Here is a 22,675-nt window from a genome sequence, read left to right as displayed (position 1 = left end):
TCATGTCACCACTCTCCACTTGAGCAACAACAGCCAGTTTAAAGCCTAATGTGTAGTCCCGTTGTGTTCGCTTAGTCTTTGTTCTTGTTTGCTTTCTCATAATAAGTCCTTTTCTTGTGAACTTATTCAAGGACGGGACAGGAATACAAAAAAAGTCAAAAAAAAAGCCACCGTAGAAGGTGGCTTTTCAGAGGATTTAAATTAGATTTTGCCAAGCTTTTTTAGATGAACTTCAAGGCAGGAAATTGCTGCCGGGGTAACACCTGAGATACGTGAGGCTTGCCCGAGGTTGAGAGGTTGCACGGAGGCAAGTTTTTCCTCTACCTCTCTAGTGAGTCCTGCAACTTGCGTATAATCAAGATCAGCTGGGAGCGGCACGCTTTCCATACGACTAAAACGTTGAACCAGTTCATCTTGGCGTTTTAAGTAACCAGCATATTTAACAACAACCTGAGCTTCTTTTTTTGCATCTTCTGCGTAGTCTGCAATGTCAGACCAGAACGGCGCGAGGTCGTCAATGTTCAATGCAGGGCGGCGCAGGACTTCTGCCAGTGTAAGGCTCTTTGACGGATGCGCTTCACCTAATTCATCAAAGATAGCGCGTACACCTGCGTCTGGTTTAATGCGGCGCTCTTCAAGCTCTGAAAGCAGAGTGGAAAGTGCTGTACGTTTTGCATCGAACATAGTCCATTGGTCATCTTTAACCAGACCAATGTTGCGACCAATTTCAGTAAGACGCATATCTGCATTGCTTTCTCTTAATAACAGTCTGTGTTCTGCGCGGGATGTAAACATACGGTACGGTTCATTGGTGCCTTTTGTAACAAGGTCATCAATAAGTACACCGATGTAAGCTTGATCGCGTCCAAGGATAAATGGATCGCGTCCCGTGAGTGCGCTGAAAGCGTTAAGAGCAGCCCACAGCCCTTGTGCGGCGGCTTCTTCATAACCGGATGTGCCGTTAACCTGACCTGCGAGGTATAACCCCGGAAGAACTTTTGTTTCCAGAGTTGGGCGCAGTTGGGTCGGGTTGGCGTAGTCATATTCAATAGCGTAGCCCGGACGAATGATTTGTGCGTTTTCAAGTCCCGGAATGGTCTTGAGCATTGCTTTTTGAATGTCCAGCGGTAAGCTTGTAGATATGCCGTTAGGGTAGCACTCAGGACTGTTTAATCCTTCAGGCTCTACGAAAATTTGATGTCGAACTTTGTCTGGGAAACGCGCAATTTTATCTTCAATGGACGGGCAGTAACGCGCTCCGGTTCCGTCAATAACTCCGGTAAAGAGTGGAGAACGGTCAAAACCGGTTTTGATGATTTCGTGCGTCTCTTCATTTGTCCATGTTTGATAGCATGGCAGTTGAGGCAGTGGAATTTCTTTAGTGCGGAAGCTGAATGGAGGCGGAGGTGTATCACCATGCTGTGGCTCCATTACGGAAAAGTCGATGCTGTCTTTAAGAATACGCGGTACTGTGCCGGTTTTTAAGCGACCAAGCTCTAATCCTACGCTTTTGAAGGATTCGGATAGACCACTGCTTGCCGGATCGCCAAGGCGTCCGCCAGAGAAATTATTGAGTCCTACGTGGATGAGACCGCGCATAAACGTGCCAGTAGTAATAATGACAGTCTTTGCAGCAAATTCTTGTCCAAGCTGTGTACGCACGCCGGAGCAGCGTCCGTTTTCTACCATCAGTTCGTGAGCTGTATCCTGCCATACCCAGAGATTTTCCTGTGCGAAAATGTCGCGCTTTACCACGCGCATGTACTCGTCGCGGTCAATTTGTGCACGAGTCGCGTGTACAGCAGGACCTTTACTGGTGTTCAATGTACGGAATTGAATACCGGATTGGTCTGCCCATACCCCCATCATGCCGCCGAGTGCATCAATTTCACGCACCATGTGCCCTTTGGCGAGACCGCCGATGGCAGGGTTGCAGGAAAGTGCGCCGATATGATCCAAGTTGATCGTGAGCAACAACGTTGTCATTCCAAGATTGCTGGCAGCCATAGCAGCTTCGGCACCGGCATGACCTGCGCCTACGACAATGACATCAAAAATAGCTGGTGGGGGTGTTTTTATCATAATTTTTCTTCGTTATATAAATACTGCGTGTGTCTTACGTGGTGTCTCTGACGGCGCTTGTCAGCGGAGTTTTACGAATTTTTTTGAAAAAGGATCGTAAAAATTTCAAAACTTGTATCAGCGAGGTCGCCTTTTATTTTGCCATGTTCAAAGCGTGCTCTGGACGTTTGCACGGGCTTTGACGATCTTTTTTAGGCAATGCACATTGGTAGTACCATATCTTGCCTGAAAACAGATTTTGAGCGTTGCTAAGCCGTCGCTATGATGTAGGGAACCCTATGTGCAGGATTCCCTACATAGCGTCAGAGATTCTATTTGTATTTATTCGGCGGTATCAAACAACATTGTGGCAATAACTTTTGCGTCGCCAATGTTGCAGGAAATACGGGTTTTTTCATTTGGCACATGTGCGTTCGGAATGAGTTTGCTCCAGCAAGCTACAGGGTGTCCTTCATCACGCAAATGTGCTGCTACAGTGCCACCGCCAACGCCTTTTGGCTGCGGAGTTACATTGTAGACTGTCTTAATAGCGCGTTCAAGCTTGGTCACAACTTCGCTGTCTACAGAAGTCTGGCTGATTGACTGACCTGCCTGATCGTCTTCATAGGTGATTTGCACACCGTATTCTGCGATAACTTCGTCGCCGAGTTTTTTAATTTCTTTGCGGATATCTTCAAGGTCGTATCCAGGGAGAATACGGCAATCGACAAAGAATACATCAAGTCCCGGTACGGTGTTGATGTTCGGCACGTTCGCTTCTTTTTTAGTCGGTGTAAATGTAGAAATCGGAGGATCGAAGAGGTCGTCTTTTCGATCAAAGATTTCGTGCAGTTTTTTGATTTTGAGAATGAACGTGGAGGCAGCTTCCAGAGAGTTGATGCCTTCGCATGGTGTAGAACCGTGGCACTGCTTGCCGACTACAGAAATTTTTTCCCAAAGAATGGATTTTTCAGCGACTTCAATCATAGTTCCGTCTGCGTCACCGATATCTGGAACAAGGATTAAATCTTCTTGTTTGAAGAGCTCAGGGCGCTCTTTCATTACGTATTCAAGACCGTATTTGCTGCCGGTTTCTTCATCTGCGGTCAGAATAAGCCCGAGAGTGTACTCAGGAGTGATGTCGTTATCTACGAGTCCTTTTGCAACAAGAAGACCGGAAACGATTGCCTGCTGGTTGTCTTCTACGCCACGACCATAGATGAAGTCGCCGTCAACATGGATAGTCCAAGGATCACTGTCCCACAGGTTCAGGTCGCCAGTAGGTACAACATCGGTGTGACCGATGATCCAGAGTGTTTTTTCTGTTTTTCCCGGCACGCGAGCAATAATGGTCGGGCGGTAGCCGCAACTGACTCGGGTGTCAGGGGCACGCAGCTCTTCAACGTCAGTAATATTGTTTTCTTTAAGCCAGCCGTGCAGGTAATCAGCCTTATCTTTTTCTCCCTGTCCGCCGCTGGACGGGCAAAGCGCGGGGCGTGCCGTCATTTCTTTTTGAAGTTCAATTACTAAATCATGCTGGGCATCAAGAAATGCGAGAAGTTTTTCGCTCATGAAAGTTCTCCGTCAGAGAATCAGGGTGAATAATAACGCAGTTATGCTTTAGGCTGATGACGACACTGCATGTTGCGGCGGCACTGGTAAAAGGAAGGCGTTTGCAACAAGTATGTGCGTTTACTCTTTACGCTGTTCGCTGCACAGATAGTATGTAATCTGGAAAAACGGACAGTTGCCAACAGTCTTATACGTAAAACATTTTTCAGAAAGAATGCCGTGCTGTGTAACGCAAGGCTACTGACACGGACACGATAAGAAAGAAGCACGGCTAGTTGGTTGCAATACTTTTTTCTGTTGCTGGAAGGTATAACAAAGATGTCTTCTTTAGAAGTAGCACATCGTTATGCCAGCTTTTTTTCTTGCTGAAAAAAGAAAAGGGAAGGTTGTATGCAACCTTCCCTATTTCTAACCAAAATATAGCAGATTAACGACCGCGAGCGGCACGTTTGGAAGCCTTAAGTGGGTTAATTTTAACTTTACCAGATTTATCCACGGTAGCTTTAACGTGGGTAGCAAAGTTGCAACCACCAAGAGCCCATTTGGTGTTAGGGGTTGCGTAGCTTGTACAGTATGTCTGGCCTTCGAATTCACCGGTGCGTTCGCAGCCCTGACACTGTTCGACCACTGGCTGGCAAACAAACCCTTTGTAGAGCATGCCTTCTTCAGTCATTTTAGCATCGGCGAAGCTTACAGCTTTAGCACTCATATTAATTTCCTCCTGAGGTCGCGCGGGCTACGCGCGCATATTATCTTTGAAGCGATGTCCAATTATATTTTTTTGACGAAAAGTCAACTAAAAAACAACGTGTCAATGTGCAGTTGCGTAATCACACTGTGGTATTAAATGTGATTGAGCACTGATAAACAATGACTAGCGTAGACATACACAGTGTTTTATCCGGCAAGCTTTTGAACGAAAAAATATTCAATAGCCAAGATTGTGTAGTGGCATAAAAGCATGTGTAAAAAATGTCGTACGCAGTTAGCTGCGCTTCTGTATCTTCTTTTGTACCCATTTAGCAACATCTTTTGCAGACTCAATTAGGGCAGGGTAGTCAATTTTCGTGTATCTGCCGTCGTGATATAGAATTTCCCCTGCGACCATGGTCATGTGCACTTCAGCTCCGCATGTTGCATAAACCAGTTGAGATACGGGGTTATGCATAGGCAGCATGTTTGGCTGGGTGAGGTCGAGTGCGATTATGTCAGCCTGATTCCCGACTGTTAATGCCCCGATATCGGACTGTCCCATGCTGCATGCCCCATTTCGTGTTGCCATATCCAGCACAGTTTGTGCAGAAGCGACGGTTGGATCAATATGCTGAACTTTGTGTAGAAACGCGCAGGAAGCCATTTCTGTAAACATGTTGAGGGCGTTGTTAGAGGCTGCGCCATCAGTGCCCAGTGTTACGGTGACTCCTTTGGCAAGCATTTTTTCAATGGGAGCCATGCCGGAAGCAAGTTTCATGTTGCTCTCTGGGTTGTGCGCTACAACTGTACCGGTTTCGGCGAGTAAGGAAATTTCGTCATCGGTCAGATCAACAGCATGTGCCACGGTTGTACGTTTGCCCAGTAAGCCAAGGCTATGCGCATATTCGACAGGACGTTTGCCGAAGCTTTCTATGCAGGCTGCTGTCTCTGTCGGGGTTTCTGCAAGGTGGATATGAATAGGTAAGTTTAGTTCCTCTGCAACATCTCGACACGTTGTAAGGATTTCCGGTGTGGTTGTGTACACGGCATGTGGCATGACAGCCTGACGGATTCGCGGATTGCTCTGCCACTTTGCCTTTAGCTCACGCACAAGTGCTATTCCAGCGTCAAAATCTTTATAGGCAGGGGACGGGAACATAAAGAGCGCTTCGCCACCAAGGACACGTAATCCAGATTGATCTACAGCCTTATATGTTGCATCTTCAATCAGATACATATCAGTAAACGATGTGGTTCCGTAGCGTGTCATCTCTGCACATGCCAGCAGTGCTCCAAGCTCAACCTGTTCGGCTGTTAGGTTCTGTTCAACAGGGAAAATATGGTTGTTGAGCCAATCCATGAGCGGGAGGTCGTCTGCTGCACCGCGAAGCAACGTCATAGCTGCGTGCGTGTGGCTGTTTATGAGTCCCGGCATGAGTAGTGAGCTGCCGAGTTCTATTGTGTTTTTTGAGGTGTATTGCGAACGCACGACATCAGCCGCATCAATGCACAGGATTTTGCTTTCAGAAATAGCGATGCCGCCGTTATATATGATAGAGCGTGATTCGTTCTGAGTGACGATGATCTCCGCAAATAGTAAAGTGTCACATGGTTGCATTCATAAACTCCTCATTATTGTCATACGTTGCTGGTGCGGTACTGTAGTGTATTGTGTTGGCTTAAACAAGGTTGATTAGACGTTCGCCTGTTGGGATTTGCAACTTCTCTAGATTCTAGCAGCGTGCCGCATTGTATATGCATTGTTTCTGTCGCTGGAAGGGCGTGTTTCGCGCTCTTTTGTATAGTCTCTGTTTTTAGGTAGATAGATGCCGCGGAGAAAAGGTTGTTTTCGGAATACTAAAAAGGGTAGAATATGAAAGTAGGGTGCTTGTTGATTCACGGCTGGACTGGAAGCTCGTTTGAGATGGAACCGTTTGTAGAGCCGCTGGAGGCAGACGGTGTTGTTGTGCGTAATATAATGTTGCCCGGTCATGGAACGACGTTTGAGGATTTTCAAACAACTGGCTGGTCAGATTGGGAATGGGCTGCTGAAAAAGAATACGCAGCGCTTGCAGAACAAGTAGATGCTGTTTTTGTTGTGGGAATTTCAATGGGAGGGACGCTGGCTTTGCATGTTGCGTCCAAGTTTCCTGTTGCAGGTGTGGTGTCTCTTGCAGCCCCGTTGTATCTGTATTCACTTTTTCCATGGCAGATGAAAGACTGGCGGATTCCGTTTACGCCTATAATTAAGCATCTTAAGCCAGTATTTCCTTTAGGGCGGCGCGATGAAACGCATTTAAAAATTGCACCATGGGAAGGATATGACGAATTTGTAAGTTTACAACAATTACATGAGCTTATGAATGGAGTAAAAAAAGTGCGGCAAGAGGTGAATTCCATAACTGCCCCTATCCTTATTGTTCAAGCTCCTACGGACAGGAGTGTGCCTCTCGGGAATGTTTTCTTGCTTGCGAAGAGTGTTTCTTCCAAAGATGTGACAATAAAATTGTTACGGATTGAAGAAAAAGTCACAGGGCATCATATAATTACGACGCATGTAGAAACCTCTGAAAAGATAGTTCAATTGGTTCGAGAATTCATCAAAACACATTTTTATACAAAAATGTAAAAAATGAAGAATATTGTTTTTATGACAATTTTGTATAAAGTGTAGTTAACTATCCGGTCTATATTGAGATAAAGTTCTAATTCGAGCTAGTATAAAAACTAAAAATTACAATCTTGACAAATTTGACCATTTTTCGGTAAATATAATCCATGGCAGTTGCCAGCTAGTGGTAACTGACCTCCCTATTGAAGATTTAGCTCAGAAAAAATGCGAATGACGCGCGCGGGCGCTTTGTGTCACGAGGAGAGATTGTTTTGCTGTTTAAGCCAATAAGCCAGAATTTTAGCGACTTTGTTATTGATCGTGAAAATGATCGTTGTATCAATTGCGAAGTTTGTGTGCGTCAGTGTTCTTACGAAGCCCATTACTGGGATGATGCACGTCAGTGTGTAAGCCATGACCATACTAAATGTGTTGGGTGTCACCGTTGTGAAGCATTCTGTCCAACCGGATGTCTTACCATTAAAAAGAATCCGGCTGATTTCAGGGACAATGCTCTGTGGACTCCTACGTACATGAAGCATGTATACAAGCAGGGGGATACTGGCGGTATTCTGCTTTCCGGTATGGGTTCTCCATCCGATAAGCCTATCTACTGGGATAACCTTCAGCTTGATGCCAGTCAGGTAACCAACCCGTCCATTGACCCTCTTCGTGAGCCAATGGAACTGACTACCTACCTTGGTTCTAAGCCGGACAACGTGAGCTTTGAGTCTACGCCGGACGGTCCAAAACTTACCACTAAAGTAGGACCGCAGCTTAAGCTTAATTACCCGCTTATGTTTTCTGCTATGTCTTTTGGTTCAATTAACCTGAACCTCCATAAAGCTATGGCAATGGCTGCAACAGAGCTTGGTATTGCGTACAACACTGGTGAGGGTGGTCTGCACCCTGATCTGTACAAGTACGGTCAGAATACTATTGTACAGGTTGCATCAGGTCGATTCGGTGTTCACAAAGATTACTTGAACGCTGGTAGCGCGGTAGAAATTAAAATCGGTCAGGGCGCTAAGCCGGGTATCGGTGGTCACTTGCCGGGTGAAAAAATCGATGAAGAGGTTTCTAAAACCCGTATGTGTCCAGTCGGCTCGGATGCTATTTCTCCTGCGCCGCATCACGATATTTACTCTATTGAAGATTTGCTTCAGCTTATCTACGCAATCAAAGAATCAACCGAATACAAGGTTCCGGTTTCTGTAAAGATTGCGGCAGTGCACAATGCTCCTGCAATTGCATCCGGTATTGTTCGCGCAGGTGCGGATATTGTTGTTATTGACGGCTTTAGAGGTGGTACAGGTGCAGCACCTACCATGATCCGTGATAACGTTGGTATCCCGATGGAACTTGCTCTTGCTGCTGTAGACAACCGTCTGCGTGATGAAGGTATCCGCAACCATGCTTCACTGGTTGTAGCTGGCGGTATCCGTTGCTCTGCTGATGCAATTAAAGCAATCGCACTTGGTGCGGACGCCATCTATATTGGTACCGCTGCGTTGGTTTCTGTGGGCTGTACTCTGTGTGGACGTTGCTACACAGGTAAATGTCCTTGGGGGATTGCAACTAACGAAGCACGCCTTAAAAAACGTCAGAATCCAGACATTGCTGCCAAACGTCTTGCCAACCTTGTTCGCGCATGGGGACATGAAATTCAAGAAATGCTCGGCGGTATGGGACTTAACTCCATTGAAAGCTTGCGCGGTAACCGTGATAAGTTGCGTGGTCTTGGTCTTAATGAGACAGAACTGGATATCCTTGGCGTTAAACACGCAGGACGGTAGATATGCGTAGAGTTTATCCTAATAAAGACGTCTGTATCGGCTGCCACATTTGCGAGGTTGCCTGTCTAACAGCTCATTCTGCAAGTCATGATGTTGTTATTGCTGCTAAAGAAGAAGTAGCCACAGGGTTGCAGCCTTGCAAAGCAGTGTATGATAAAGGACAGATTTCTGTAGCACTCAGTTGTCGCCACTGTGAGAACCCATCTTGTGTGTCCGCCTGTATTTCAGGTGCACTGTACAAGGATCAGGAAACAGGTCGCACATGTTATAATGAAGAACAGTGTGTGGGCTGCTGGTCATGTCTCATGGCATGCCCTTACGGTGCTGTGCGCCGCAATGAAACTAAGGGTAAGATTATCAAATGTGACCTGTGCGAAGGACGCGATATTCCAGCATGTGTGGAAGCGTGTCCGAACGGCGCACTGGTATACGAATCTCGCTGATAGCAGGAGCTCTCCATGTCGTATGTCATAATAGGGAACGGTGTAGCATCTGTCGGAGCTATCGAAGGAATTCGTAAGGTTGATAAAAATACCCCGATTCTTGTCGTCAGTGAAGAAGATACTCCTACATATGGACGTCCGCTTATTTCATATTTTCTTGCAGGAAAAATCGGACTCGACAGAGTAAATCTGCGACCAGATGAATTTTACGAAAAGAATAATGTTGAAGTTAAGCTCAATACTCGCGTAGCTGCTGTTGATAAGGCAGCAAAGACCATTACTACTGAAGCCGGTGAAGTGATAACTTACGAAAAGCTTCTTCTGGTAACAGGTGGTGTTCCCTTCATGCCGCCAATTAAAGGCATTGAAGGAAGAGGGGTCTTTAACTTTACTACGTTGAACCACGCGCACATGCTGCTTGATCTTTCCAAAAAGATTCACAGAGTAGTTGTTATCGGCGGTGGTCTTATCGGTCTTAAAGCCGCAGAAGCTTTGCGTTACAATGGTCTTTCCACTGCTATTGTTGAACTCGGAAGTCGCGTACTTTCTGCCGCGTTCGATGATGTTGCAGGTAACCTTGTGGCACAGCAGCTCGAAGACAAAGGTATAACTATCTGCTGCGGTACTACCGTAGAAGAAATTCTGCGAACAGAGCAGGGTGAAGTTATCGGTGTACGTCTTGCCAATGGGCAGAAGCTAGCTTGTGAAGCTGTAGTTGTTGCCATTGGTGTTGTTCCAAGTCTTGACCTTGCAAAAGATGCAGGGCTTGCTGTGAACAGAGGCATTCAGGTTGATGACAACATGTGCTCAAGCGTCGACGGTATTTATGCCGCTGGTGATGTTGCAGAAGCTCCGGACATGATTGCACAGGAGGCTAGGGTTACACCTATTTGGCCAAACGCTTTCAGTCAGGGCTACCACGCTGGTCTTAATATGGCGAGCGATGATGCTTCTCCGCACCCTGGCGGGTTACCGATGAACGCAATTTCTTTTTACGGTCTGCCAACGGCATCTCTTGGTCACGTAAATCCGTCTAAAGATGAAGACTGTGAAGTCTTTACACATCTTGATGAAGAGAACGGAGTGTATCGCAAGCTGATTTTCCGTAATGAAAAACTCATCGGGTATGTGCTTGTGGGAGAGGTCGATTTTGCAGGGTTATACACCGGTTTTGTTCGTTTCGCTCTGGATATTACGCCGGATGTGAAAGAAGAGCTTATTGCAGGTCAACCATCTGCATTGCTCTGGCCGGAAGAAGAATTTGATACAAAGTGGACCCTTGCTGCTGAGTAGAGGGCTTTGGAGATAGAGTATGAAAGCTCCCAATGATTTTTGGCATTTTGATAAAGACATCTCAGGCTGTGGTGTCTTTGGGGTAATTGATAAAAAGAAAAAACTGATACCGGGTACTATGCCGATTGACGCAATGTGCACCATGCACGATCGCGGTAACGGTCTTGGTGGTGGTTTTGCTGCATATGGTATTTATCCTGAGCATGCAGATTTGTATGCTTTCCACCTTATGTGTGACGATCAGGCTGGTCTTGATCGTGCAGAAGAAATTATCAAACAGTACTTTAATATTCAGGTTTCTGAGCCGATCCCTACCCGTAAGGTGCCAGCAATTACTGAATCTCCGCTTATGTGGCGTTTTTTCCTTTCTCCAAAGGCGGAACGTCCTAAGTGGCAGGATGTTGGTGAAGATGATTACGTTGTAAACATCGTCATGCACATTAACAACAGAGTGCCGGGTGCTTTTGTCTTCTCCAGTGGTAAGAACATGGGAGCGTTTAAGGGTGTAGGTTTCCCTGAAGACATCGCTGACTTCTTCAGACTGGATGAATACAGCGGCTACATGTGGACAGGTCATAACCGTTTCCCGACAAACACTCCGGGCTGGTGGGGCGGTGCTCATCCGTTTACCCTGTTAGATTGGGCGATTGTTCACAACGGAGAGATTTCCTCTTACGGTATTAACAGACGTTACCTGTGTCAGCACGATTACGAATGTAACATGATGACTGATACAGAGGTTGTTGCTTACCTGCTTGATCTGCTTATCCGTAAGCATGGTCTTTCCCACGAAATGGCATGTAAAGTTTTTGCTCCGCCATTCTGGGATGAAATTGAGCGTATGCCGAAAGACGAGCGTGAAGCCTATGAAGCATTACGCATGGTTTACGGACCAGCAATGCTCAACGGTCCATTCGCTATCCTTGTAACCGACAGCAACGGTATGATGGGACTTAACGACCGCGTTAAGCTTCGTCCACTTGTTATCGGTGAAAAGGACGATATGGTTTTCATGTCCAGTGAAGAAAGTTCCATCCGTGAAGTTTGCCCAGAACTCGACAAAGTATGGGCACCTAAAGCCGGTGAACCGGTGATCGTGAAGTTGGAGGACTAGGCATGGCTAAAAAATGTACAATTGACGCTAACGGCGTGTACTACCGCCAATTGAACGAGCAAATTCGTGAAGCTGTGCGTGAAGGTGCTACTGAAATTGAGTTGGAAAATATTCGTGGTCAGCGATACATCGGCAACTCAGTAGAAGCACCAGTTCATTTCACTATCCACGGTGTTCCGGGACAGGATCTTGCAATGTTTATGCGCGGGGCTACTGTTCGCGTAGAAGGCAATGCTCAGGATGGTGTAGGCAACACCATGGATGACGGAGAAATTCAGATTAACGGCATGGCTGGCGATGTTCTCGGCTACGCTATGCGTGGTGGTCGCATTCTCGTCAGACAGGACGTTGGCTACCGTGTAGGCATCCACATGAAATCTTACATGGATAAGCAGCCTGTTATTGTAGCTGGTGGTAAAGCTGGTGACTTCCTTGGTGAATATATGGCGGGTGGGGCTATTATCCTTCTTGGCATGGATTCTACCATGGATGAAAAAGCACCGATTACAGGCAGGAGCCTTGGTACAGGAATGCATGGCGGTATCATTTATATACGTGGTGATGTTCCTGAATACCAGTTAGGTCCAGGTTTACAGCTTGAAACAATTACTGAAGAAGACGCGGCTTTCATCCGTTCCCATGTTGAAGACTGGGCTGAAGCATTTGGTAAAGATGCAGATGAAGTGATGCAAGGCGAGTTTAAAAAAGTTACGCCGTTTTCCCATCGTCCATACGGCAACATGTATGTGGGAACTAACTAAGCTGTTCAGACTTTTTCTGACTGTGCTGGTTATATGACGGCTTGGAACGTTTCCCTCACATTGAGGAACATTCTCCTAAGCTTGACTGATAGACGACCGTAATTCGGGAAGCCCCCATGATTGGCATGGGGGCTTTTCTGTTGAATACGCATGTAATGTGCTGATGCTGCTGGGTAATTATGAAAATAAATTGCTTACTAGTAGGTGGTTTTGAAAAATGATAGGAGAATCGAGGTGTTAGATGTGATGGCTGTTATTTTAGTTAGAAATGACGCCAGTTAAAAATCTTGCATGTTTCTTAACGAAAAGGTACTTGATTCAAGTTTATAGCTTTTTCTCACTACGAGTAAAAAACAAAGGCCAGTTAGGCTTTAATGATTACGGCTCGCTATTGTGTACTATTTTTCGATAATCATTTGATTTAATGGAAAAATCGTAGATGATTTTTATTGCGACGTTACGTTTTTTTGATAACCGTTAAGGAGTTTTTATGTTCTTTCCAGAAGTAGCCTGGGCTATGGGCACAGCAGGTGGTCAGGCAGGTCAGGAAGGTAACCCGATTGCGGCGTTTGTACCTCTTGCTTTGATGTTTGTGATTTTCTACTTCCTTCTCATTCGTCCTCAGCAGAAAAGAGCTAAAGAGCACAAAGCGTTATTGGATAACCTTCAGAAAGGTCAGTCTGTTGTTACCGCTGGTGGTCTTATCGGCACCATCGTAGAAGTTAAAGAAGACATTGTCTCTGTTGACCTTGGTGATACTACTGTTCGCGTTGGTCGCCAGTACATCTCCGGTCTTAAGCCTTCTCCTGCTGCACAGAAAAAAGCAAAAGACGGTAAAAAGAAATAATTTGTGGGCAGGAGCTGTTATTATGCAGTTTCCTGCCAGTTCAGCACAACTGAGTTGTTGTCCCGATCGATTTTCGTATCGGGCTTTGCTGTTTTGAATAGTATCAAGGAGTTATAATGAGAGAGGGGTTGCGATGGAGATTACTGGTCGCGATTTTTGTGCTCATGGTTGGTGTGGTATACGCACTTCCTAGCATTCCGGCGATCGGAACATCCCCAATCAAAAAATTCTTACCTGAAGAAAAGGTCAGCCTCGGTCTTGACCTGCAAGGTGGCATTCATCTTATCCTCGGTGTAGATGTTGATAAGGCACTTTCCAATAACCTTTCCCTTATGGGTCAGGATATCCGCACTGTAGCACGCGATGAGAAAATTTTTATTTTGCAGCCGCGTCTTGTTCAGGGCGAAAAACTTGAGTTCGTACTTCTCAAGTCTTCACAAAAAGAAGCTCTTGATGCTTTGTTGAAAAAAAGCTTCAACCGCTTGAATGCGGAATCTACCGTTCTTGACAACAAAAAGGTTCGCTACACGCTGACCTACACACCGGAATATAAAAAATACATGTCTGACCTTACCTTGGATCAGGCTGTAAAAACTATCCGTAACCGCGTTGACCAGTTTGGTGTTGCCGAACCGGATATCCGTAAACAGCAGGGCTTCCGTATTCAGGTTCAGCTCCCTGGTCTTACAGATACCGAACGTGCAATTAAGCTTATCGGTAAAACAGCGCACCTCGAATTTAAAATGGTTCGCGAGGGTGTAGACCCTGCGAAAGCTGAAAAAGGCATTGTTCCTGCTGGCACAGAAGCTCTTCCTTTGTTACGTCGCAACGATGACGGCTCATACGCTGAGTCTAAAATTGTTGTAAATAAAGCAGCAGCGCTTACAGGTGACACCATTACAGACGCACACGTAGCGTACGACAATTTCAACAATCCGTATGTTGGCATCAGCTTCAATAGCAGCGGTGCACGTCGCTTTGAAGAGCTTACAGGACAGAATGTTGGCAAACGCATGGCGATTGTTCTTGATGGTAAGGTGTATTCCGCCCCTGTAATTAAAGATAAAATTCGCGGCGGCAAAGCTTCTATTTCCGGTGGATTTACAACTGAAGAAGCACACGACCTTGCTATCGTACTTCGTGCAGGCTCTTTGCCAGCACCTGTTAAGATTCTCGAAGAACGTGCTGTAGGTCCTTCCCTTGGTCAGGAATCAATCGATCAGGGTATTACCGCAACACTCGTTGGTGGCGCCTTGGTAATGGTATTCATGATGATCTACTACGGCTTCAGTGGTGTTATTGCTAACATTGTTCTTTTCATGAACATTATCTTCATTGTTGCAGGTCTTGCCGCGTTTGGTGCAACCCTTACCTTGCCGGGTATTGCAGGTATTATCCTTACCCTTGGTATGGCAGTTGATGCTAACGTAATTATCTTTGAGCGCATTCGCGAAGAGCTTCGCCGCGGTCTTACTCCGTTTAAAGCGGTTGAAGAAGGCTTCTCCAGCGCTACACTGACAATTTTTGATGCAAACGTAACAACTCTGCTTGCAGCAATCATTCTTTATCAGTTCGGTACAGGTCCGATTCGTGGTTTTGCGGTAACGCTTAGCCTCGGTATTCTGGCTTCCATGTTCACAGCTATCTTCTGTGCACGTATTATCTTTGGTCTTTGGATCAACGGTAAGCCGAGCAGAAAGCTCAGCATATAAGGAGATAGATTATGGGACTGAGCATTATTAAACCTGACAGCAAAATTGACTTTATTGGTCTGCGTAAGATTACGCTTATCCTGTCTCTTGCTGTTCTGTTGTGTGGCGTGGCTTCTCTTCTTATTAAGGGTGGTCCAAAATACGGCATTGATTTCTCCGGTGGTATTCTTGCACAGGTTCGCTTTGAACAGGCAGTAACACCTCAGGATATTAAAGACAGCCTTGCAAGCTCAAGCATTCAAGGACTTTCTGTACAGCGCTTTGGTGAAGGTAACGAAGAGTATCTTCTTCGTATTTCTTCCACAGGTGACACGGATAAACGTCTGCCTGAAATCTTGAAAGCGCAGTTCGGTCAATCTATGCCGAACAATTCATTTACTATTGAACGACTTGATATGGTTGGTCCAAAAATCGGTGCTGACTTACGTTCAGCAGCGGTAGAAGCGCTGTACTTTGCGGTACTGCTTATTGCGATCTACATTTCTGGTCGATTTGAACAGCGTTGGTTTACCGCAGGTATTATGGCAGCTGGTCTTGTTTCCGGCTTGTACATGCTTGATCTTATTGGTGCGCCTAAGCAGATGCAGGTTCTTATTGCAATGCTGCTTACACTTGGCATCTGCTGGAAGCTTAAGCTTAACTACGCACTCGGTGCTGTAGTTGCACTTATTCACGACGTGTTGATAACAATTGGTGTTCTTTCCATTCTTGGTAAAGAGTTTGATTTGACCATCGTAGCGGCACTGCTGACTATTGTTGGTTACTCTTTGAACGACACCATTATTGTGTTTGACCGTATTCGTGAGAATATCTACCAGCGCACTGCACCAACGTATGGTGAAGTAATTAACAAGGCTGTAAACCAGACCTTGAGCCGTACTTTGCTTACTTCCTGTACCACCTTGTTGGTATTGGTTTCTCTCTTCTTCTTTGGTGGCGGAATTATCCACGACTTCGCATTGACTCTTCTTGTCGGCGTAGCTGTTGGTACATATTCCTCTATCTTCGTTGCAAGCCCAGTGCTTTACGCATTTAGCCCGAACGAAATTCCAGAGCCGGAAGTGGAATCACACAACCACGCAGACGGTACTGTTTAAGTATCTTTGGCTTTGTAGATGTAAAAGACGCTCCATTTGGGGCGTCTTTTTTTTTGTACCATGTACCTTCGATTACAGTTTTGTACTCGAAGGTTTTCTTTTGCAAAATGTTGCTGAATATCTATCAACTGTCGTTGTATTGATCTTTTTTCATTGTTGGTGGTATGTTATGTACTAAATCTCTATTCCTCGAATTTAATGGAGGGTTATAATGAAAAAAGTATCAATCTGGTTAGTTATTGCCGGTATTACATTTATTTGTGTTTCATTAAGTATGGCAGAAGATACTGGCGGGAAAATGTTGTATCAGTCCTGCGCCGGATGTCATGGGCAGACAGGTGAAGTGATGGCACTTGGTGTAAGCGCAAAGCTTAAAGGACAAACAGCTAATCAGATTCTTGATAAACTTAATGGGTATGTAGATGGCACGTATGGCGGTTCCAAAAAGAACATTATGGTGAGCATTGTGAAGCGAATGAGCGAAGAGGATAGAGTGAAGGTTTCGGAATATATCAGTACGTTTTAGCGCGAAACTATAGGGAGAATTGTTGTGTCCGAACTTAGACAACGTGTTGTAAAGCAGCTGTTGCGTTTTGCCGTACCTATAAGTCTCTTGCTGTTACTTATTGTGAGTTTTTCCAGTGGAAATGAAGCGATTGAAAGTCCTGTGAAAGAGGCTCAAACAGGCAATCCTGCATACACTCCATCCGATCACTATATGGATGGATCGAGGTTGGATCCATTTGGTAGCCGCGACAGTGATTCTACGTATGCTGACAAGGACGGACGCACAAAAGAAGTGCCGAATAACTCTATAGTGAACGCAGGAAGGTATGGTGCTGAAGTTATGCAGGATGGAGCCATCGATCATTCGCGTTCAACTCTTTTGAGTGAAAATGAACCAGATAGTCGTGTGTTAAACGTTGATGGCAGTTCTGCACCAGTCATGGCAACTGCGGTACCGTTTGGTTCCACTGAGGCGGGCGTTACTGAACACTTGGGCGCAACGATATCGACTCCACTCTTCTTTACTGACTCAACAGGGCAGCGTGTGAATTTACGCTCGCTTATAACAACTCCTGTACTCATTGTTCCTGTTTATTACTCCTGTACTGATGCTTGTGATGTGTTGATGAGCGCAATTGCTGTGGTGCTTCCTAATGTTACTTTGGTTCCGAATAAAGACTATCGGGTCCTGATGGTGAGTTTTGATGAAAATGATACGCCGGAGCTTGCTGCACAGAAAAAACAGAATTTACTGCAAGCTCTGCATGTTACTGATCCTGATTTTCCCGCGGATGCGTGGAAGTTTCTTGTAGGTGATAAATCTACTATTCAGACGCTAATGCGTGAAATAGGGTTTCGGTTTAAGCGAGTCGACAATGAGTTTGTATACCCCATTGCTCTTGTGGCGGTAACGCCTGATGGTAAAATCACTCGGTATCTGTACGGAACGGATATTTTGCCGTTTGATGTAACCATGGCTCTTACTGAGGGTGATACGAATATACCATTGTTTTCCATGCAGCGGCTTATTCGCATGTGCTTTTCGTATGACCCTGTGAGTAAAAAATATGTTCTTGATCCTGTTAAAATTTCAGGCTTTGCGTTTGCCGCACTGGTACTTCTCTTTCTTTGTGTAATGCTTTTGAAAGGAAAAAAGAAGAAGCGAAAAAAACTTAGATTATAATGACAGGCAGTGAATTTTTGTTCCAAACAAAAGATGTGCCAGTAACGAGGTGGAGATGAATCAACCGATACCCTCAGCGCAGCATATTGATTTTGCTTTCTACGTTATTTTTGGCATTTCCATTGTGCTTTTGGTGGGAATGACTCTTGTAGCGTTGCTGCTTGTGTATCGGTATCGACATGAACGCCAACCGGTTCCAGCAAAAAAGAAAGATACAATCTGGCTGGAAGTTGTATGGATACTGCTCCCTTTGTTTCTTGTTGTTGCAATGTATTATTATGGCTGGGTTGATTTTAGAGCAATGCATACAGCATCGCATAATGCGATGAAGGTTCATGTTGTGGGAAGTACCTCTGAATGGCACTTTGTGTATGAAAATGGGAAACAAAGTAAGGTTCTATACGTTCCTGTCGATACGTTTATAAGGTTGAGCATAACATCAAGCGATGTTGTACATGCATTGGATATTCCAGCTTTTGGCATAAAAATAAATGCTGTACCTGGGATCGAAGCGTTCGCATGGTTTAAACCGGAGTCGCTTGGCAGCCATGATATAGTTTGTTCAACATCATGTGGCGGTGAACATGCGAATATGGTTTCAACCATTGAGGTGTTATCTAAAGAAGAGTTTGCCAGTTGGCTCAACAGTGAATCAACAATTTTGAATTCAACAATTGCGTTGTCTGGCAAGTATGGTTGTTCATCGTATTGGTTGTCTAACAGTGTAATTTTTGCGGAGTGTTTGCATAAATTTGATTTTGATGCGGAAAGCTTAAAGCTCGGTAACCAATAATTCGGGGGGGATTGGTGCATGAATATTTACCGGCTGGAATCTAAACTTGATGCGCGGAGAATGGTGGCGAACGTTGTTGTTCTTGGGCGTTTTCCTCTTTCTTTTGTTGTGGCAGTCGTATCTATGCTCGGCTATTTTTTGCATACGCCGGATGTGACGTGCGGCGCGTTTGCAGCTGGATTGGGAAGTTTCTTCCTTTGTGCGGGCTGCTCTGCACTTAATCAGGTGCAGGAAAAACGGACAGACGGATATTTTTCGCGTACAGTCCTGCGCCCGCTTCCTCAAGGGTATCTTAGTGCTAAAATGGCAGCTTTGATGGGAGGAGTGTGGATTGGACTGGCTGCCAGCCTGTATGCAATGACAGGTTCGGTACAGACTTTAGCTTTAGGTGCCGGAGTAGTGGTTGTTTATAATGGCATGTATACCGCATTAAAGCGTCGCTCTTCTATCGCCTTACTTGTCGGTTGTGTTGCCGGAGCATTGCCACCTCTTATGGGGTGGGTTGCTGCTGGCGGTAGTATTACTGACCCGTTGATTTTGACGAATTGTACTATATGGTATTTTGCGCAGATTGCGCACGGGTGGGTTCAAATTTACACACATAAAGAAGAATATTTATCTCGATTCAGCCCGTTGGTGGTGAGTTATTTTGTATTGATGCACCATAAAGTACTGATGCGTGTATGGTACTTTGCATACATATGCAGCATTATGTCATTCGCTTTAGTGTGCACATGGACATTAGGAGTTTCTTCTCTTGTTGGTGCTTTTCTTGGGGGAATATTGCTGCTGGGAAGTGTGTTACCGTTGACAAGGCTTACGTCACTTCGTCTTTTTGATATTGCATCAATGTGTATTTTACTGGGAGCTGTGCTGGTACAACTTTAATCATGCAGGAGCTTGCCGTATGTTTCAGGAAGCGAAGCTTCACTTGTATATTCATCCAGCGATTCAAATTACCGGTATTGTTTTTGGCTATATCGCATTGTATTGGGGGATGAAACGCTTTCTGAAAGTGCACAACGATATGTCTTTTTTGTTTCCATGGAAACGGCATGTGCTGTTTGGCAAAATTGCGGTTTTACTGTGGACAATTGGGATTGGTGTCGGGATATACTATACCCATGCTGAGTGGAATAATTATCGCCTCACGGAAGAGCATTACCGCGTCGGTATGGCATCTATTCCCTTGCTGCTTGCAACCTTTGTTTCTGGTTATTGGATGGATGTTGTTAAGAAGAAACGACAGTCGTTTTGTGTAGCACATGGTGTAGTCGGGTTGTTTCTTTGTGTGCTCGTTTTTATTCAAATTATAACGGGAATTCAGGTGTTTTTCCTTTTTGTCTGGTAAACTCTGTATCGGATACTCATAGTTGAAAGTAAAAAAGCAACATCCAAAAGGATATTGCTTTTTTTATTACATAATACTCATAAAGTAGAACAACTATACTGTTCAGCGTTAGTCTGTCCTGTAGTGGCAGCCAATGCTTTTAGTATTTCGTTTTGCTGCCATAGTAATGATATACGCTGTCAGGCAGCCGTGGAATAAATCGATAAGACGTTTAGACAATGGTGTGGTTTTGTAAAACGTATGCAGATGCTTGGATAAATCCCGCATATCTTCATGCGCGCGCGCAAGGCGCTGTGAGGTTCTGGTAATACCTACATAGTTCCACATTGTGTTGCGGATTCGGCTCCAGTCCTGAGCGATAAGAGCAGGGTCGTCGTTGTGATCGTCACCAATTGGCTTCCAATCAGGAACAACATTGCGCAGCTCTTCTGTTACAGGGCTATCTACACGATCTTTGATATGCTGCGCGGCTGTATCTGCCCATACAAGCGCTTCAAGCAAAGAGGTGGAGGCAAGACGGTTAGCACCGTGTACGCCGGTACAACTGCATTCTCCTACCGCGTATAAGCGTGCAACAGTGGTTCTGCCATGTTCGTTAACTAGAATACCACCACAACTGTAGTGCGCTGCCGGTACAACCGGAACAGGTTCTTTACGGATGTCGATACCAAGTTCAAGGCAACGCTTAAAGATAGTTGGGAAACGGTTGGCAAGGTCATGCTTCATTTCTGAAGTATCAAGGTAGACGCAGTCATCGTCGTTTTTCAGCATTTCGTCTACGATAGAACGTGCAACAATGTCACGCGGGGCTAAATCTGCGCGTCTATCATAGTTAGGCATAAAGTATTCGCCCTTAGAGTTCATTAGTCTAGCGCCTTCACCACGCATGGCTTCCGTAATCAGAAATTTCTGTCCGGAATGGTGGTGGAACGCTGTCGGATGGAATTGTACGAACTCCATGTTGTGCACTGTTGCACCGGCACGGAAGCCCATAGCAACACCGGAACCGATGGAGCCAAGAGGGTTGGTTGTATGCAGATAAATCTGCCCGATGCCACCTGTAGCGACGACTGTGTAGTCTGCGAACATGGTTTCGACGCGCTGCTCGTCTTCATTGAAGACATATGCACCAAGGCATTCATTTTCAAGCTCGTATTTGAACTGAGGGTTGTCTGCATGGTGATGACTGGTGAGCAGGTCGATTGCGGTTCTATTCCGCATGACGGTTATGTTTGGGTGTGCCGTAATTTCACGGATAAGCCCATCCATAATCGCGCGTCCGGTGTAATCTGCGCAATGCAAAATACGTGGTGTTTCGTGTCCGCCTTCTCTGGTTAAATCCCATTCGCATTCAGAAGGAGCTTTCTGGCGGGCAAAAGGAATTCCAAGACGTTTAACCAAAATGTCTTCAACAGCATGGGGGCCGCGAATGGCAATGGAGTGGACGGCTTTTAAAGAGTTATAGCTATGTCCGGCAGTTAGAATGTCTTTTTCCAGCTGTTGATGGTCGTTGTCGTCTGCTTTAAAGACGATACCACCTTGAGCCAGAGCAGAGTTGCCGTGATCTAAATTGGAGCTGCTCGTAATCAGTGTACAATGCACACCTTCGTCAGCAAGGCGCAGGGCAGCGGTACAACCGGCAATGCCGGAACCGATGACGAGCACTGTTGTGTAATGACGGTTATCACTCATCACAACGTCCTGTTTAACGTAAGAAAAAAATTAAGCGCAGGCGATCAGCATTCGTTCCAATGCGATTTTTGCGTCCTCTACAAGACCAGCCGGAACCTTAACAGGTTTTGCTGTTCCATTTGCAATAGCTTCGAGAGTATTAGCGAGTTTTGGTTCTGTCACACGCGCCATATGAGAACAGGTAGATTCCAGTAACGGGAATATTGTTTTTGACCCTTCGTACTGGTCTGCAAGGCGTTCAACAAGGTTAAGCTCTGTGCCGATACCTATAGTAGAACCTTCCGGTGCAGCTTCAACATACTTAATGATAAAGGAAGTTGAACCGGCTGCGTCTGCTTTATCGATAACATTTGGAGCAGCTTCTGGATGGATAACAATTTTAGTATCCGGATTCTCGGCGCGAGCTTCATCAATCTGTCGCTCATTAAAGCGAGCATGGATAGCACAACAACCCGGCCACATAATGAGATTAGATTTGCTTACGGCATCCATATCAATTTGTGAGCCTTCGCTTCTAATATTCAAGATGTGCCAAGACTCTTGAGGGATACCGATGATTTTTGCAGTATTTCGTGCAAGGTGTTTGTCTGGCAGGAAGAGAACACTGTCGCCGCGTTCCATTGCCCAGCGCATCATTTTTTCCGCGTTGGCAGATGTGCACACAGAGCCGCCGTGTTTTCCGCATACTGCTTTTACTGCAACAGAAGAGTTTACGTAGGTAAGTGGAACAATGTTGCGACCGGATTCTTTAATGCGTGTAAGCACTTTGTCTGCAAGCATGTATGGCGCCATTTGTGACATAACACAGTTGGCATCTTCTTCCGGCAGGTATATATTCTGTTCATCACTCGCAAGCAGCGCTGCTGATTCACCCATAAAGTAAACACCGCAGAAAACGATATGTTTTGCGTCGATTGTTGTTACTTTACGCGCAAGCTCAAGAGAGTCGCCCGTTAAATCAACATGGCGCAGCACGGCATCATTCTGGTAATGATGTCCCATAATAACTAGGTCATCACCGAGTTGTTTGCGAAGCTCTGTAATTCTTTTTTGATACTGGTTCATTACGTATTTTCTCCAAATAAAGATTGCTGGCAATCCAGTGCATTGCTGTAATCTGCTTAAGCGCATCGATTGTGTATAAAATAG

20 protein-coding genes are annotated in these 22,675 nt (G+C 45.4%); 14 read left to right on the top strand and 6 right to left on the bottom strand.

Annotated elements, in window-relative coordinates; all coding sequences use genetic code 11:
- Nucleotides 1-201: 201 nt before the first annotated feature.
- The 4 genes from mnmG to N4A56_RS14465 form a co-directional block, all read right to left on the bottom strand.
- On the bottom strand, nucleotides 202-2,082 hold the full coding sequence (mnmG, locus tag N4A56_RS14480) for a tRNA uridine-5-carboxymethylaminomethyl(34) synthesis enzyme MnmG (RefSeq protein WP_295548407.1): 1,881 nt from the start codon (nucleotides 2,080-2,082) through the stop codon (nucleotides 202-204).
- Nucleotides 2,083-2,403: 321 nt separating this feature from the next.
- Entirely contained in the window at nucleotides 2,404-3,633 is a 1,230-nt protein-coding gene (locus tag N4A56_RS14475) for a M20 family metallo-hydrolase (RefSeq protein WP_295548405.1), read from the bottom strand.
- Nucleotides 3,634-4,060: 427 nt separating this feature from the next.
- A complete protein-coding gene (locus tag N4A56_RS14470; protein ID WP_293668095.1) occupies nucleotides 4,061-4,342 on the bottom strand; it encodes a PxxKW family cysteine-rich protein in 282 nt (93 codons plus the stop codon).
- Nucleotides 4,343-4,618: 276 nt separating this feature from the next.
- A complete protein-coding gene (locus tag N4A56_RS14465; protein WP_295548403.1) occupies nucleotides 4,619-5,944 on the bottom strand; it encodes an amidohydrolase in 1,326 nt (441 codons plus the stop codon).
- Nucleotides 5,945-6,199: 255 nt separating this feature from the next.
- On the opposite strand from N4A56_RS14465, the gene N4A56_RS14460 reads away from it, so the two are divergent.
- From N4A56_RS14460 to N4A56_RS14395, 14 genes are all read left to right on the top strand, one after another.
- The gene (locus tag N4A56_RS14460; protein WP_293668092.1) at nucleotides 6,200-6,955 is read left to right on the top strand and encodes an alpha/beta fold hydrolase; all 756 of its coding nucleotides are present in this window, start codon (nucleotides 6,200-6,202) and stop codon (nucleotides 6,953-6,955) included.
- A 254-nt stretch (nucleotides 6,956-7,209) separates the two neighbouring features.
- Nucleotides 7,210-8,733 (top strand): glutamate synthase-related protein, encoded by a 1,524-nt coding sequence (locus N4A56_RS14455; protein ID WP_295548400.1) that lies wholly within the window; start codon nucleotides 7,210-7,212, stop codon nucleotides 8,731-8,733.
- 2 nt (nucleotides 8,734-8,735) lie between these two features.
- Complete coding sequence (locus N4A56_RS14450) at nucleotides 8,736-9,176, top strand: 4Fe-4S dicluster domain-containing protein (protein ID WP_293668089.1); 441 nt, start codon at nucleotides 8,736-8,738, stop codon at nucleotides 9,174-9,176.
- A gap of 15 nt (nucleotides 9,177-9,191) precedes the next feature.
- Nucleotides 9,192-10,469, top strand: coding sequence for an FAD-dependent oxidoreductase (locus tag N4A56_RS14445; RefSeq protein ID WP_295548398.1), 1,278 nt, complete (start codon nucleotides 9,192-9,194; stop codon nucleotides 10,467-10,469).
- A 19-nt stretch (nucleotides 10,470-10,488) separates the two neighbouring features.
- The gene (locus N4A56_RS14440) at nucleotides 10,489-11,583 is read left to right on the top strand and encodes a glutamine amidotransferase family protein (RefSeq protein ID WP_293668086.1); all 1,095 of its coding nucleotides are present in this window, start codon (nucleotides 10,489-10,491) and stop codon (nucleotides 11,581-11,583) included.
- 2 nt (nucleotides 11,584-11,585) lie between these two features.
- The gene (locus N4A56_RS14435; protein ID WP_295548395.1) at nucleotides 11,586-12,344 is read left to right on the top strand and encodes a hypothetical protein; all 759 of its coding nucleotides are present in this window, start codon (nucleotides 11,586-11,588) and stop codon (nucleotides 12,342-12,344) included.
- Between the two features lie 490 nt (nucleotides 12,345-12,834).
- The gene (gene yajC / locus N4A56_RS14430; protein WP_293668081.1) at nucleotides 12,835-13,191 is read left to right on the top strand and encodes a preprotein translocase subunit YajC; all 357 of its coding nucleotides are present in this window, start codon (nucleotides 12,835-12,837) and stop codon (nucleotides 13,189-13,191) included.
- 116 nt (nucleotides 13,192-13,307) lie between these two features.
- Nucleotides 13,308-14,903, top strand: coding sequence for a protein translocase subunit SecD (gene secD / locus N4A56_RS14425; protein WP_295548393.1), 1,596 nt, complete (start codon nucleotides 13,308-13,310; stop codon nucleotides 14,901-14,903).
- Nucleotides 14,904-14,914: 11 nt separating this feature from the next.
- Nucleotides 14,915-16,000: a protein translocase subunit SecF gene (secF, locus tag N4A56_RS14420; RefSeq protein ID WP_293668078.1), complete on the top strand. Its 1,086-nt coding sequence runs from the start codon at nucleotides 14,915-14,917 to the stop codon at nucleotides 15,998-16,000.
- 211 nt (nucleotides 16,001-16,211) lie between these two features.
- Nucleotides 16,212-16,526: a c-type cytochrome gene (locus N4A56_RS14415; RefSeq protein WP_293668077.1), complete on the top strand. Its 315-nt coding sequence runs from the start codon at nucleotides 16,212-16,214 to the stop codon at nucleotides 16,524-16,526.
- A gap of 24 nt (nucleotides 16,527-16,550) precedes the next feature.
- On the top strand, nucleotides 16,551-17,690 hold the full coding sequence (locus N4A56_RS14410; RefSeq protein WP_295548390.1) for an SCO family protein: 1,140 nt from the start codon (nucleotides 16,551-16,553) through the stop codon (nucleotides 17,688-17,690).
- Nucleotides 17,691-17,745: 55 nt separating this feature from the next.
- The gene (locus N4A56_RS14405) at nucleotides 17,746-18,483 is read left to right on the top strand and encodes a cytochrome c oxidase subunit II (protein ID WP_295548388.1); all 738 of its coding nucleotides are present in this window, start codon (nucleotides 17,746-17,748) and stop codon (nucleotides 18,481-18,483) included.
- 18 nt (nucleotides 18,484-18,501) lie between these two features.
- Entirely contained in the window at nucleotides 18,502-19,371 is an 870-nt protein-coding gene (locus N4A56_RS14400; RefSeq protein ID WP_295548386.1) for a UbiA family prenyltransferase, read from the top strand.
- A gap of 19 nt (nucleotides 19,372-19,390) precedes the next feature.
- Nucleotides 19,391-19,834 (top strand): hypothetical protein, encoded by a 444-nt coding sequence (locus N4A56_RS14395; protein ID WP_293668070.1) that lies wholly within the window; start codon nucleotides 19,391-19,393, stop codon nucleotides 19,832-19,834.
- 108 nt (nucleotides 19,835-19,942) lie between these two features.
- Here the strand turns inward: N4A56_RS14395 and nadB are convergent, their stop codons facing one another.
- Nucleotides 19,943-21,526 (bottom strand): L-aspartate oxidase, encoded by a 1,584-nt coding sequence (nadB, locus tag N4A56_RS14390; protein ID WP_295548384.1) that lies wholly within the window; start codon nucleotides 21,524-21,526, stop codon nucleotides 19,943-19,945.
- Between the two features lie 30 nt (nucleotides 21,527-21,556).
- Nucleotides 21,557-22,591: a quinolinate synthase NadA gene (gene nadA, locus N4A56_RS14385; protein ID WP_293668066.1), complete on the bottom strand. Its 1,035-nt coding sequence runs from the start codon at nucleotides 22,589-22,591 to the stop codon at nucleotides 21,557-21,559.
- Nucleotides 22,592-22,675: the final 84 nt, after the last annotated feature.

The sequence above is a fragment of the Halodesulfovibrio sp. genome, assembly GCF_025210605.1.
Classification (GTDB): domain Bacteria; phylum Desulfobacterota; class Desulfovibrionia; order Desulfovibrionales; family Desulfovibrionaceae; genus Halodesulfovibrio.
This window is presented reverse-complemented; position numbering and strand designations above follow the sequence as displayed.

Coding starts and splice junctions, on each gene's coding strand:
- mnmG (WP_295548407.1), bottom strand. CDS start 2,082: ATGATAAAAACACCCCCACCAGCTATTTTTGATGTCATTGTCGTAGGC.
- N4A56_RS14475 (WP_295548405.1), bottom strand. CDS start 3,633: ATGAGCGAAAAACTTCTCGCATTTCTTGATGCCCAGCATGATTTAGTA.
- N4A56_RS14470 (WP_293668095.1), bottom strand. CDS start 4,342: ATGAGTGCTAAAGCTGTAAGCTTCGCCGATGCTAAAATGACTGAAGAA.
- N4A56_RS14465 (WP_295548403.1), bottom strand. CDS start 5,944: ATGCAACCATGTGACACTTTACTATTTGCGGAGATCATCGTCACTCAG.
- N4A56_RS14460 (WP_293668092.1), top strand. CDS start 6,200: ATGAAAGTAGGGTGCTTGTTGATTCACGGCTGGACTGGAAGCTCGTTT.
- N4A56_RS14450 (WP_293668089.1), top strand. CDS start 8,736: ATGCGTAGAGTTTATCCTAATAAAGACGTCTGTATCGGCTGCCACATT.
- N4A56_RS14445 (WP_295548398.1), top strand. CDS start 9,192: ATGTCGTATGTCATAATAGGGAACGGTGTAGCATCTGTCGGAGCTATC.
- N4A56_RS14440 (WP_293668086.1), top strand. CDS start 10,489: ATGAAAGCTCCCAATGATTTTTGGCATTTTGATAAAGACATCTCAGGC.
- N4A56_RS14435 (WP_295548395.1), top strand. CDS start 11,586: ATGGCTAAAAAATGTACAATTGACGCTAACGGCGTGTACTACCGCCAA.
- yajC (WP_293668081.1), top strand. CDS start 12,835: ATGTTCTTTCCAGAAGTAGCCTGGGCTATGGGCACAGCAGGTGGTCAG.
- secD (WP_295548393.1), top strand. CDS start 13,308: ATGAGAGAGGGGTTGCGATGGAGATTACTGGTCGCGATTTTTGTGCTC.
- secF (WP_293668078.1), top strand. CDS start 14,915: ATGGGACTGAGCATTATTAAACCTGACAGCAAAATTGACTTTATTGGT.
- N4A56_RS14415 (WP_293668077.1), top strand. CDS start 16,212: ATGAAAAAAGTATCAATCTGGTTAGTTATTGCCGGTATTACATTTATT.
- N4A56_RS14405 (WP_295548388.1), top strand. CDS start 17,746: ATGAATCAACCGATACCCTCAGCGCAGCATATTGATTTTGCTTTCTAC.
- N4A56_RS14400 (WP_295548386.1), top strand. CDS start 18,502: ATGAATATTTACCGGCTGGAATCTAAACTTGATGCGCGGAGAATGGTG.
- N4A56_RS14395 (WP_293668070.1), top strand. CDS start 19,391: ATGTTTCAGGAAGCGAAGCTTCACTTGTATATTCATCCAGCGATTCAA.
- nadB (WP_295548384.1), bottom strand. CDS start 21,526: ATGAGTGATAACCGTCATTACACAACAGTGCTCGTCATCGGTTCCGGC.
- nadA (WP_293668066.1), bottom strand. CDS start 22,591: ATGAACCAGTATCAAAAAAGAATTACAGAGCTTCGCAAACAACTCGGT.